General features: G+C 65.0%; 10 protein-coding genes. 5 read left to right on the top strand and 5 right to left on the bottom strand.

Features of this window, described 5'->3' with window-relative positions; genetic code table 11:
* Nucleotides 1–671 precede the first annotated feature (671 nt).
* Nucleotides 672–944: a hypothetical protein gene (locus LK459_RS10175; protein ID WP_227924033.1), complete on the bottom strand. Its 273-nt coding sequence runs from the start codon at nt 942–944 to the stop codon at nt 672–674.
* A 695-nt stretch (nt 945–1,639) separates the two neighbouring features.
* On the opposite strand from LK459_RS10175, the gene LK459_RS10180 reads away from it, so the two are divergent.
* Together LK459_RS10180 and LK459_RS10185 are read left to right on the top strand one after the other, a co-directional pair.
* Entirely contained in the window at nt 1,640–2,113 is a 474-nt protein-coding gene (locus tag LK459_RS10180; RefSeq protein WP_322590823.1) for a class I SAM-dependent methyltransferase, read from the top strand.
* Between the two features lie 102 nt (nt 2,114–2,215).
* The gene (locus LK459_RS10185; protein WP_322590820.1) at nt 2,216–2,635 is read left to right on the top strand and encodes a DMT family transporter; all 420 of its coding nucleotides are present in this window, start codon (nt 2,216–2,218) and stop codon (nt 2,633–2,635) included.
* 75 nt (nt 2,636–2,710) lie between these two features.
* On the opposite strand, the gene LK459_RS10190 is transcribed toward LK459_RS10185, so the two are convergent.
* The 3 genes from LK459_RS10190 to LK459_RS10200 all read right to left on the bottom strand — a co-directional run bounded on the left by LK459_RS10190 (nt 2,711) and on the right by LK459_RS10200 (nt 6,680).
* Nucleotides 2,711–3,118, bottom strand: a complete 408-nt coding sequence (locus LK459_RS10190) for a hypothetical protein (RefSeq protein WP_007240954.1) — start codon at nt 3,116–3,118, stop codon at nt 2,711–2,713.
* A 299-nt stretch (nt 3,119–3,417) separates the two neighbouring features.
* Nucleotides 3,418–5,082 (bottom strand): GMC oxidoreductase, encoded by a 1,665-nt coding sequence (locus LK459_RS10195; protein ID WP_227923138.1) that lies wholly within the window; start codon nt 5,080–5,082, stop codon nt 3,418–3,420.
* A 140-nt stretch (nt 5,083–5,222) separates the two neighbouring features.
* Nucleotides 5,223–6,680: a glycosyltransferase family 39 protein gene (locus LK459_RS10200; protein ID WP_227923139.1), complete on the bottom strand. Its 1,458-nt coding sequence runs from the start codon at nt 6,678–6,680 to the stop codon at nt 5,223–5,225.
* A 208-nt stretch (nt 6,681–6,888) separates the two neighbouring features.
* On the opposite strand from LK459_RS10200, the gene LK459_RS10205 reads away from it, so the two are divergent.
* The 3 genes from LK459_RS10205 (at nt 6,889) to LK459_RS10215 (ending at nt 10,550) form a co-directional block, all read left to right on the top strand.
* Nucleotides 6,889–7,716: an SHOCT domain-containing protein gene (locus LK459_RS10205; protein ID WP_227923143.1), complete on the top strand. Its 828-nt coding sequence runs from the start codon at nt 6,889–6,891 to the stop codon at nt 7,714–7,716.
* 70 nt (nt 7,717–7,786) lie between these two features.
* Complete coding sequence (locus tag LK459_RS10210) at nt 7,787–9,205, top strand: wax ester/triacylglycerol synthase domain-containing protein (protein WP_227923145.1); 1,419 nt, start codon at nt 7,787–7,789, stop codon at nt 9,203–9,205.
* 103 nt (nt 9,206–9,308) lie between these two features.
* Nucleotides 9,309–10,550 (top strand): glutaminase, encoded by a 1,242-nt coding sequence (locus LK459_RS10215; RefSeq protein ID WP_227923147.1) that lies wholly within the window; start codon nt 9,309–9,311, stop codon nt 10,548–10,550.
* Between the two features lie 15 nt (nt 10,551–10,565).
* On the opposite strand, the gene LK459_RS10220 is transcribed toward LK459_RS10215, so the two are convergent.
* Entirely contained in the window at nt 10,566–12,062 is a 1,497-nt protein-coding gene (locus LK459_RS10220) for a PucR family transcriptional regulator (protein ID WP_227923149.1), read from the bottom strand.
* Nucleotides 12,063–12,192: the final 130 nt, after the last annotated feature.

Here is a 12,192-nt window from a genome sequence, read left to right on the forward strand (position 1 = left end):
GCAAGCCCCGAGCATGAACGCCTCGATGTTGCCGGAGTTAGCGGATTCTCGGCTCGGGAACGGATCGAGATAAACGTAGATAGGATAGCGAAAGACGGAAACCTGTTGAAATAGTTTGGAAACTATCAGCTAGAGGCGTTAAGAAGTGTCCGAATTTTGGACCCTACACTGTAGGTCCAATGGAAGTTGGCAAATTTCGAGCTCGGCGTCAGACTATTTGTCAATAGAGTGTTGCATTTGGGGCTCAGGCGACGGTGGGTGAAGTCGATGGTCGGGCCCGATTCAGGTACCACTATCACTGAGGGCTATTACGGCAGTCGCGAATTGGTTCTCTTTGGGAGTCGATCCCGCAGAGGTGCGTGACGAGCATGATTCCCGGCCAGAAAGTCGGCGCGGGGCTGACGCAGCCCTCGGAAGCCCCGCGGTATATATGAGCGTGCATGCTTGGCGGCGAAAATGCCCGAGTACCAGCGATTGCTGGTAGTACCGCAACAGTGCGACGTGCGGGTCGCTGATGCGCATTGCCTTTTCGGGGACGACAGTGGGGTCGGGCGTTTCGTCCAGACATGCCAGCGCCGCCTGCGATGGCGCCTAGAAGCGTCGAACTGACGCGGTCCGCGTTCGCTTCGTCAACTCAATCGACTCTGGTCTCGACCACTACGTCCTAAGGATCATGAGTTCGCACAGCATGTCCTCGATCGAATGCGCGGATCGCTGACAGGAGCGAGGGTGTCGGCGCCATCGCCCCAGCCGGTGTTATCGGCTCGTCGTTGGTCGACCGCCCACGCCCGGTTAGTCGTGCCCTCGGCGATGACTCGCAGTTGCGAGAAGTCCGGCCATCGATCGCGCGGCACCGCGGCCTGCCAGTCGCCCTCGCGGTGTACGTACATCATCTCCGCATCAGGGTCGACGTAGTCGATCCATAGCTCGGACATTGTCTGCATGTCCGGAATCGCTAGGAGTCCCTGGTCCCAGGAGTCGAGCATGAAGCCGTCGTGGAACTCAGTGGCGAGATCGCCTTCACTTGCGAAGTCCTCACCCCGCCAGCGTTCACGCCCCCAACTGCGATCAAGGCGGTGATTCCGCCCGCCTGAATCCGTTGCGGAAGCGCTTTTCGTGCGCCATCTCCCATGTCGCTCAACCTCGTTCGACTCGACAATGCTGATCCCGCAGCTCTCCCGAACATCTTCGCAGGTATCCCGGCGCGGCTTCTGCACCCGCCACCGGTGCGCCGCCAGCGATACCCCCAGGCTGCTGGACCGCACGCAACAACAGTCACGCAGGCTCGCGCCGCTGATCGTCACGGACACGTTAGGGCCGACCGAGAACCTCAATCCGAGGGCGGTGACGTCGACCTGGCAGCCGATGACCAGGGACTGTTCGAGGATCGCGGACAGCATCGGCTCGGCCGTGATGGCGAAGTCGACCTCAACCCTGTCAAAGACACGGAACGCTATCGACCGCTGACCCGGCGTCGTACCCGCATCGGTAGGCTGCCGCCGTGACGGACCACAGCGCGCTCAGAACCTCGTACTCCGCCCTGTCCGCGGAGTATGTCGATGCCTTCGGTTCGATCGAGCACACGCATCCGGCGGACCGATCACTTGTAGCTGCGTGGGCCGGAGGCCTGATCGGTACCGTGCTCGACGCCGGGTGCGGGCCCGGTCAGTGGTCTCGCTTCCTGGCGCGGCAGGGATGCGATGTGCAGGGAGTCGACCTGGTACCGGAGTTCGTCGACTATGCGCGGTCCACCTATCCTGGGCTCACCTTTGATGTCGGCGACTTCAGCGACATCGACGTTGAAACCGGTTCTCTAGGTGGAATTCTCGCGTGGTATACGACGATCCATCACGAGCCGGAGGAGCTCCCGGGCGTCTTGGCTGAGTTCGCTCGTGTCCTGCGCCCAGGCGGCGGACTCCTCGTCGGCTATTTCGAGTCGGAGCATGTGGAGGCGTTCGAGCATCGGGTGACACGAGCGTATCGGTGGCCAACGGACGCGCTGAGCGACCTGATAAGAGCAGCGGGATTCGTGATCGTCGAAACTCACTCAAGGAAAGAGTTCGACGCGCGCCCCCATGGTGCGATTGTCGCTCGACGTATCGAGTCCCGATGAACACGGGGTGCGTCCCCAAGCGCCCGGAGGGTTGCTTCGACAAATGGCCGCTCGACTCCGACTCCTTTGCGCGCGTCTGCCCTGACGTTGAAGCCAACACGCGTGACGGGAGACGCTGACGTCTACAGTGTTTTCCGTGAGGACGACGTGATGGCATATGTTCTGCTCATCGGCGCCATTCTCAGCGAGGTGGTCGCGACGATGTCGCTCAAGGCGTCCGAGGGTTTCACCAAGCTGACGCCGTCGATATTCGTCGTGATCGGCTACCTGCTGAGCTTCGTGCTCCTGGGGTTGGCCCTCAATCGCGGACTACCCGTGAGCACCGGGTACGCCATCTGGGCCGCGGTGGGGACAACGGTCGTCGCGGTGCTCGGAGTCGTGATCTTCGGCGAGTCGCTGTCTGGTGTCGCCATCGTCGGCATCGGACTCATCATTGCCGGCGTTGTTCTCGTCAATGTCGGAGGGGCCGAGCATGGTTCGAGCTCCGGCGGTGAACAATCCGGTCTCTCCGAGCGACCTTGAACGCATGCGGATTCGCGGAGGTCGACGACGGATCATGTGGCGCTGATCGTCGAGTGCTTCCGCGCGTCGCAGTGACTACCGCCGAAGGGTGAAGGTGAGTGCCGGAGTGTTCCCTGCGACGCCGACGCCGTTGTAGCCGCCTCGTCCGTCAGAGGTGAGTTCATCACGGATGCCGGGAAGTCCCGATCTTGCATAATCGACGACGATGACCGGCCGACCATTGACCACCGAGTTGGCGCGGTACACATCTGCGGGGACAATCTTGCCGGCAATCGTGTCGTTGATGACCGTCGCACCGCTGAAGTCCTTGCCGAACCAGATGGCATTGGCAGGCGCCGACCATCCGGTCAGCTGCCCGTTGTAGTGCCCGCTGGGAAACGGTTGCTGCGGTGCCGCGTGAGCGTCTCCGGTCAGCGCACCGGTGAGGGTGAATGCGGCGGCGGCCGTCGTGGCGACGACTGCCGTGCGTAGAGCTGTTCTCATTGGTCTTCTCCTGATTGGCACGGCGCTCTCTACTCAGGGTTCGACACGGCGGAAGATTCGGATGGGGACTGACGCGGGACGACCACGCGGCGCAGTGGGCGGCGTCGCGGTGATCGTTGTGCGCTAGTGCCTTCGACCAGCGGGATGCCGAGGTCTGAGCAGTGCCTTAGGTTGATCGGCGATCGCGGTTGGGCGCGCGGCTGCTTCTCACCGGCGACGACCGATGAGAGCGTCGGCAACCATGCTGATCTCGCTGGTCGCGTTGAGCTCAGCTGAGCCACGCCGGAGTAGACCCTGGGTCACCCGCCTGCTGCGATGATCGCGGCGATGTTGCGTTCGGCGACCGCGGTGATCGTCAACGACGAGTTGGAGGCCCCCGCCGATCCGGGCATCATCGCGCCATCGTTGACGTAGAGGTTGCGATAACCCTTGACCCTCCCGTACTCGTCGCACGCGGTGCCGAGAGTCGCACCACCCATGCAGTGGGCCCACGTCGTGTCGCGCTCGTAGACCACGTTCTCGACCGGCAGGTCGGACTTCTCGGCCAGCCGACGTCCGATGCGTAGACAGTTGGCGACGACGTCGGCGTGGCCCGCAGCCGGCCAGTTCAGAATCACCCGACCGTTGTCTCGGTGATAGGTGAACTCACCGCGCGAGTGATCGACAGAGGTGATTCCCATCCGCACCACGGACTTACTCGTTGCCGCGGTGACCGCATCCAACGGTCCCTGCGACGACGTGCCGTTGACCACCGACCGCGCGAACGGGCCCTCGGTGTCGAAGAAGCCCTGGCCGCCGATCGACGGCTGGAGCTTGCGGGTGCCGCCGATCCCCACCTCGATGGTGCCCGCACCGTTGTTACCCCATCCGGTACCGATGTGCTCGTTGAGATTCGGCAGCGTCCCGGTGTCGCGGGCGGCAACCAGGAGCCGATTGGTTCCCAGGCAGCCGGCGGCGACGACCAGGCGATCGGTGGTGAGTGCGCGTGTGGCGAGGACGTCGCCGTAGGGACTGACATAGTCGACGTCGAGGACGTAGCGTCCAGAGCGTTCTCGGTGAATGCCGTTGACCTGGTGGCGAGGATGGATGGTCGCCTTCCCGGTCGCCTCGGCTCGTCGGAGGTAGGTGAAGTCCAGCGAGTTGAGTGAGCCGTTGGAGTTCGCGATGGCTCCGGTGGTTGCCATGGGGGTGGCGCGACCGGCGATCTCGTCGCGCACCACGTTCCACCGCCAGTTACCGGGAACGGCTCGCGGTCGGTATCCGGCCCGGGTTGCCAGCCGACTGAAGTCGCGGTGATTCTGAAAGGCATTGGCGCGGTAAACATCCGGCGGTATGGTCGTTGCTCCGAGTCCGGCAAGTGCCTTGGGATACCAGACCTGCACCATCTCGTCGTAATCGACGGTTCCCGCGAACACCTCCTCGAACGGCCTTCGCTCGGACGCGACGGTGATGCCGAGGTACACGCCTGATCCGCCACCCACCGCCGCTCCGCAGATGATCGCAGCGTTCCGGTGCCAACTGAACTCGAAGATGCCGCCGAAGTCGTCGATCACCGCAGCCTCGCCGAGCGTTTGGGTGTAGGCGGGCACGGCCAACGTCGAATCCGGAGACCTGTCGGCCAGTGACCGATGCACGTGCCACAGCATGCGCCCGTCGAACCCGAAGATCTCGCGCCGCGGGTCGTGTGGCCAGCGTGATCCACGCTCGAGAACTGTTGTCCTGATTCCTGATTCGGCCAGGCGTAGCGCACTCACCGCTCCGCCGAAACCGCTGCCGATCACGATGGCTTCCGAGTGCTGCGGAGGGGCTGCAACGGGGCGGAAGATCTCTGGCACCACGCGCTCGTACGCACCGCGACGCGGGGGAAGCGCCCCCGCCCGACCTGCAAAGCCCCACGCGGCGCTCGAAACGCCGGCGGCCGTCACCCCAGCGGCGGACAACTTCAGAAAAGAACGCCGGTCCATGCTTCTCCTTCCACCGAGTTCCGCGACGCGGAGAGCGCAGGTCTGCCCAGCAATCTCGAGATGTCGCGCGGTCGAGTGGTTAGCGGTGACCCTACACGCAGCGCTGCGCATTGCAGGGTGATCGAGCGGCTGCGCGGTGGTCACCCCAGGTAGCGAAGCTCGGACCACAGGTGGGCTGGGTCGTGAGGCTTTACACAGAGACCCACCGGCGTGCCCTGCTCGTCGTTGTCGACGCCGAGCCCGTTGTCGAGTGTCGCGAGTACAGTGCACGACCGGAAAAGTGTTGTGACCCTGTCGAGTTGATTGCCGACGACGAGGACCTCACCGGTATCGGCGGGCAGGCGTCGTTGATCGGCGAGCGCATTGTGGCCCGAGTAGGGGGCCGGAAGGCCGAAGGCTGGACCGTAGCGTTCGAGCGCTCCGGCAAGGCCGTAGTCGGATGCGAGAATTGGCGGACGCGGCTGCGGCAGAGCGTCATAGATCCGGGCGACCTGTGCTGTGTACTGGGCCCAGCCGATCTGATCGGCCACCATCGGACCGGCGTGGACGACGGGGGTGCGGCCTACGACGCGCAGCGGGATGATCGGCAACGCCAGCAGTATCGACACCACGGCATTGACCGCTACAACGCAGACCACGAGCTGTCGTCGGAGCCTGTGGCCCGACAGCCATTGCGCCACAGGCACACAACCGGCGGCGAACATCACCGACAACAGATGCACGGGATAGTGCGGCTGCGTACCACCGACGAAGGTGAACACCACCACGACGACGAAGCCGACGACGAGCCAGCCGTCGACAGCACGCCGATCGCGTTGCAATAGCCAGACGATCCCGGTGCTCCACACCGCTACGAGTGGCGGACCGATCATGACGATCAGCATGAGGACCATCCCGCTGCGCACGTCTGCGGCATTCAGCGAGCCGAGGGCCGAGCCCATCGCGATCTGTGGCCAGCCGTGACTGGCCTGGTAGATCAGATTCGGCAGTCCGACAACGGTCGCGATCAGTGCCGCCAGGTACGGATACGGAGTCCGGAGCACCCGTCGCGGACCCAACAGCAGCAGCCCGAGCACCAGTCCACCGACCATCACCACGACCACCCACCGGTTGTAGGTGGCCAGGCCCGCCACCAGACCGGCCACCAACCACCATGGTCGACGACCCCCGACCGCGAGCAGCATGGCGTACACCACCACCAGCAAAAGCAACAGATCGATCGTCGACGTGAACAGGACGTGGCCGAGCATGAGGGGCATCATCGCGGTCGCATAACCCCACGCGGCCAAGGTCTGGGCGCCTCGACCGCCCCCCAGCTGCCACGTGATCATCGCCAATACGACGACGGACAATGATGAAGCAAGGGTTGCCGGAACCCGCATCGCCCAAGGGGCGTCCGCCAGATGCAGCGTCAGTCGCGCGAGGGCCGGGGTCAGCGGTGGCTGGTCGACGTAGCCCCAGGCAGGCCGAAGCATCCGATAGTAGAGCTCGTCGCGCTGGTAGTCGTAGGCGTTGGAGAATGTCGTCAACAGCACCGCCTGTGCGAGCGCGGCGGCCATCACCGGGCCTCGAGCGAATCGCGCGACAGGCATCGTCATGCGCTTACGCACTCCCTCGGCGTGCCGCTCGCGCGCGACGGACGAACGGTAGGCGACATGCGCGAAGCGTAGTCGAACCGTGACGGCATGAGTGTGTGACGATCGTGCCCACCCAAAGTCCGTTACGACGTAGCGGAGTGAGTGCGCCCTGCTCGTCTGGGATGTGCCTCGTACACTTGACAACGGTTCACCACGACAAAGGACACACATGCAGGGCGCACTCACTCCCGACGCCGAACGGGCGATCACCGACATCTCCAGCCGCTACGGGCTGTCGCAGGATGCCGTCCTGGCGATGCTGTACGCCGTCAACAGTGGTGGCGGCACGATGGCGCAGTTCTCCATCCCCGAGCTCGGCGGCTCGGGACAGTGGATGCGCGGTGGCATGACGATGGTCGGCAACATGTTCGACAACGCTCTGAAAGCGCGGGTCGACGGCCTCTGCAACGAACTGTCCCAGTTGCTCGCCACGACGGTGGTGTTCCCGCCCGCCGCGGCATCCGGCTCGTCGTACGGCTTCGCCACCGCGAACAACTGGTGGCCAGCCGATCTCGGCGTGCCGAGTTCTACCGGTGGACAGAACGACTCGAAGTACGCGGTCTTTCCTGCGACACGGCGTCTTGCCATCCAGCAGAACGGCGTGACTCGCGTGTTCGACACCGGTGAGCACCAGATCGGCGGTGTCCAACAGCAACAGGGCGGCTATCCCGGTTCGGTGAGCTTCTCGAGCCAGTTCGGCACCTTCGACGTGTCGAGCCTGACTGAGCTGACCAACCAACAGGTGGAGGCGACCCCGGTCGCGGCGCCCTCCCCTGACCAGTCGCAGTCGGCCTCGACTCCCGAGCCGTCCACTTTCGTACCGTCGCAGCCCGCGCCGTCGATACCGGAGCAGGCCCCGCAGGCACAGACCCCGCCGTCGGCGGGTGGTGACGATGTGTTCGCCGCCATCGAACAGCTCGCTGGTTTGCACGACCGCGGCATCCTCACGGACGAGGAGTTCGCAACGAAGAAGGCCGAACTCCTCGCGCGCCTGTAACTCGCGCCGCGCGAATCCTGGTGGTCCGCGCTGGTGAAAACGGCTCCATCGCGCCGCGCATGGGAGGAAAATGATCTCCGTGAGCGACGACGTCGTCCGGATGAGTCAATCGGACATGTTCACCTGGCGGATGGAGCAGAACCCGGTTCTGCGTTCCACCGTGGTCGTCGTCATCCTGCTCGACGCCTCTCCTGACTGGGAGCGGTTCTGCGCGACTGTCGCGCGAGCTGTTCAGGTGCTACCTGCTATGCGTCGCAGGCTCGTTCCCGATCGAGGTCTCGCACCGCCACGGTGGGTCGACGACCCGGATTTCGACGTGAGTTGGCATCTCCACCACCTCGACGCCCCGCACCCGAGGAACCTCGCCGGGGTGCTCGACGTGGCGCGCACCGCGGGGATGACCGCCTTCGACCCGGCGCGGCCGATGTGGGAGTTCACCCTCCTCGACGGCCTCGATACCCGTTACGGCGACACCCATTGCGACGACACCGATTCCGACGCTCCGGCAGCGGCGGTGGTGATGAAGTTCCACCACTCGCTGACCGACGGCGTGGGTGCCGTCGCGATTGCGGCGGAGATCATGGACCTTGAGCGAGCAGGCACACCGCGCCCGCCTGTACCCGAGACGGCGAGCGCTGCGCGCGCACCATCGATCTTCTCCACCGCGGGCTGGTACGCGACGACCGCCACCGGACTGGTGCGCGGTGTGGTGCGGACGACGAGTGGCCTCGGCGCCCGCATGATGTTGCGTCCCATCCGGGCGCTGCGCGAGGTGGCGGGAACCTCGGTATCGGTGGTCCGGATCGTCGAGCCGGTCATGCGCACGGCGTCACCGGTGATGACCGAACGCAGCACCCGGCGCCGGTTCGCGACGCTCGACGTACCGGTGAAGTCGCTGACGGGCGCGGGACATGCTGCGGGAGGAACCCTCAACGACGCCTTCCTGGCGGGCACGGTGCTCGGCATACGCGCTTACCACCGGCGCCACGGCACCGATGTCGACCACCTGCGGGTCACGATGCCGCTGAATCTCCGCGCCGACGATGAGGCGGCATTCGGTGGAAATCGAATCACGCTGCTGCGCATCGCGATTCCATGTGATGCCTCGACGCCGCACGATCTCATCGAGCGCATACACGAGGTCATCGAGGGATGGCGTCACGAGCCGGCCGTGCCGCTGGCCGAGCCGATCGCCGGAGCGCTCAACATACTGCCCTCGTCGGCGGTCGGCGCGATGCTCGAGCATGTCGACTTCCTCGCGTCGGACGTGCCCGGTTCACCGGTACCGCTCTACCTCGCGGGTGGGCGGATCACTCGGCAGTACGTCTTCGGTCCGACGATAGGTGCGTCGTTCAACATCACCCTGCTCAGCTACGTCGACGATTGCTGTCTGGGAATCGATGTCGACGTTGCTGCAGTGCCCGATATCGACGTGCTCGTCGAATGTCTCGCCGCCGGGTTCGACGAGGTGGCCGGACTCGCCCGCTGACCAGATCCCGGACGACGCCTGTGATGCTCCCGCCTCGGGCCGAGCACCCTGTGCGTCGCACTCGGTACCCTGGCGCCACAACGCAAGGAGGCGTCGAAACCGTATGCACTCACCCGTCCGTGACTATCTCACCGAAGTGCTCGACTCCCTGGCCGACGACGACGGCGGAGCCGTCGCCGACTACATTCCGGAGCTCGCCACCGCCGACCCCGACCGCTGTGCCATCGCTCTGACCACCGTCGACGGCCGGACCTACAGTGTGGGCGACGACGAGGTCGAGTTCTCGATCCAATCGATTTCGAAGCCGTTTGCCTATGCCGCCGCGCTCGCCGATCGCGGTTTCGAGACCGTGTCGGCAACAGTCGGGGTCGAACCGTCGGGTGAGGCATTCAACGAGCTGTCCCTCGAGGGCGACACCTGCCGACCGCGCAACCCGATGATCAACGCGGGCGCTATCGCCACCCACGGCCTGCTCGTCGGAGCGGACGCGACCGAGGAAGCGCGGGTCGAACGCGCTCGCAGCTTCTTCTCCACCCTCGCCGGACGGGAGCTGCGGATCGATGAAGCCGTCTACGAGTCCGAAATCGATTCGGCCGACCGCAATCTCGCCATCGCACACATGCTGCGAAACTACGGCATCATCACTGCTACACCGCACGAGATCGTCGACGGTTACACCCGCCAGTGCTCGGTGTTGGTGACGGCACGCGATCTCGCGATGATGGGTGCGTGCCTGTCGAACGGCGGGATTCACCCAACGACCCGCGAACGCGTCGTCGACAGAAGGGTCGCTCGCCAGGTCATGTCGGTGATGGCGGGATGCGGCATGTACGACGGTGCCGGTGAATGGCTTACCACCGTGGGCATCCCCGCGAAAAGCGGTGTCGCAGGCGGACTCCTGGGCACGCTGCCGGGCCAGTGCGGCATCGCCGTCTTCTCGCCGCGACTCGACGAGCACGGTAACAGCGTCCGTGGTGTCGCCGCCTTCCGGCGACTCTCGAACGACATGAACATGCATCTCGTCGACGCCGAACCCTACGGCACGACGGTCCTGCGGGACGTCGTGGTCGCCGATGACACGACGACGTTCCACATCCAGGGTGTCATCCAGTTCAGTGGCGCGGAGTACATCCTCGATGCGCTCGACTCCGATGAGACGACCACTCCCACAGTCATATTCGATGTCTCCCAGGTGAGCCACTTCAGCGACGTGGGACGTCGGATGGTTCTCGAGGGCATGCGCCGCGTACGACTCGACGGCCGACGCGTGGTGCTGATCGATCCCGACGACGCCCTGCCCGACCCCGACCTCGGCGACGGCAGCTACCCGGACACGCAAGCGTAGGGCCGCACACTGTCCTCACCCACGCGGAGCCGCGGCGCGCGCCTTGAGTGCCAGCCACAACTCCATCCGGTCGTCGCCGTTGTCGAGATGGCGGCCGGTGAGTGCCGCGATTCGCTCGATCCGATTGCGGACGGTGTTGCGGTGCACCGAGAGTCGAGCAGCCGCTGGATCCCACGAACCGTTGACCCGCAGCCACTCCTCGAGCGTGCGTAGCAGGTCGATCCGCTCTCGCCCGTCGAGTTGGTCGAGCGGGGCCAACACCGAGTCGGCGAAACCGCGGAGCACTCTGGGCTCTGCCACACCGAGCAGGAGCCGCACCGTTTCGCCCTCAGCCGACGTGACGATGCGCCCGACCTGTTGACTGACGAGGACGAGAGATCGTGCTTGTGTCGCCGACACCGCCAGCGCGTCGACCCCCACCGGCGCCCCGACGCCGACAGGAAGACCAGCGGCGACTGAGCCGATCGTGTTGATGAGCTGATCCGATTCGGGATGAGCGATCTCGACGAGGCCGCCGTGTACCCGGATCAATGCCGGAGACAACGACGCCCGCAGGCGATAGACGAGCGCGTCGGTCTCCGCCGGGCACGGTTTGACGACAGCGACCTGCACGAGTGTCGATCTCCATCCGACGCTCTCGGCCAACTGCTGCGCGTGTGCCGGCTTGATCGCCGGTCTCATGAGTTGACCGAAAATCGTTGCCCGACGCTGCCGTTCGGGTTGCGCCGCGACATGTCGACGCTCCACCTCCAGCGCGAGTAGCGACACCAACACGGTCGACGAATGGCGCGCAACGGGATTCATCTGCGCGCCGAGGATCACGTAGGCGAGCGGGACGTGGTCGCCCACCGTGTGGATCTCGAACCGACCGTGCAGCGACCATCCGGTCAGTGATCCGCCCGCCTTCTCCACCGCGGTGTGCAGGACGTCGGACGCCTCATGGGCCACCTGGTCGGACGTGTGCGGCGTCCGCGCCAGCACGCGCCCGACGCCGTCGGTCACCACACAGTCGTCGTCGCTGATCTCGGCCCAGACGTCGAGCAGTGCTGCCAGCGGGGTCGAGGCGGTCGCGACCTGGGTCAGGCGGCGGTTCGCGCTCATCGCCGCGTCGAGATCACGACGCTCCTGTTCGGCCATGGTCGCGAATACCCACTTGGTGACCGCGATGAAGGGGACTTCTGCCGGCACCTCGAGCAGTGGAACTCCGACGGTGTCGGCTGCTCTGCGCAGCGGTTCGGGACACTCCTGGTAGGGAAGTCGGGGCCCGAGGCCCAGAGCGACGGCGGCTACTCCTCCGGCCCGGCAGTCCTCGAGGTATGCGATGCAGCTCGTCTCGTCCATGTCCAGAAGGAGTCCGACCGTCATCAGCAGCTCGCCGCCGCGGAGCCACTCGCGCGGTGTCACCAGTTCAGAGACGTGGGCCAACGTGATCGGGACCTCGAGCAGCTCGTGTCCGCTGACCACGCGTAAGCCGAGTTCAGGGGCCTCGACCGCGTCGGCGACCGTGATCATCGGCGCACGCTGACGACATGGTTGTACATATCATCCAATCGTAATAGACGGTTTGGATACTTCGTCGATGTCCATGCTGGTCATCGGTGCCGCACTCTTGACGGACCGCAACGATGCGTAATCGAGGTCA

Source organism: Gordonia otitidis (assembly GCF_020735545.1).
Classification (GTDB): Bacteria; Actinomycetota; Actinomycetes; order Mycobacteriales; family Mycobacteriaceae; genus Gordonia; species Gordonia otitidis.

Bases quoted from the DNA above. Each gene is read 5' to 3' on its own strand.
- LK459_RS10175 (WP_227924033.1), bottom strand. From the start codon at position 944: ATGCAGACAATGTCCGAGCTATGGATCGACTACGTCGACCCTGATGCG.
- LK459_RS10190 (WP_007240954.1), bottom strand. From the start codon at position 3,118: ATGAGAACAGCTCTACGCACGGCAGTCGTCGCCACGACGGCCGCCGCC.
- LK459_RS10195 (WP_227923138.1), bottom strand. From the start codon at position 5,082: ATGGACCGGCGTTCTTTTCTGAAGTTGTCCGCCGCTGGGGTGACGGCC.
- LK459_RS10200 (WP_227923139.1), bottom strand. From the start codon at position 6,680: ATGACGATGCCTGTCGCGCGATTCGCTCGAGGCCCGGTGATGGCCGCC.
- LK459_RS10205 (WP_227923143.1), top strand. From the start codon at position 6,889: ATGCAGGGCGCACTCACTCCCGACGCCGAACGGGCGATCACCGACATC.
- LK459_RS10210 (WP_227923145.1), top strand. From the start codon at position 7,787: ATGATCTCCGTGAGCGACGACGTCGTCCGGATGAGTCAATCGGACATG.
- LK459_RS10215 (WP_227923147.1), top strand. From the start codon at position 9,309: ATGCACTCACCCGTCCGTGACTATCTCACCGAAGTGCTCGACTCCCTG.
- LK459_RS10220 (WP_227923149.1), bottom strand. From the start codon at position 12,062: ATGATCACGGTCGCCGACGCGGTCGAGGCCCCTGAACTCGGCTTACGC.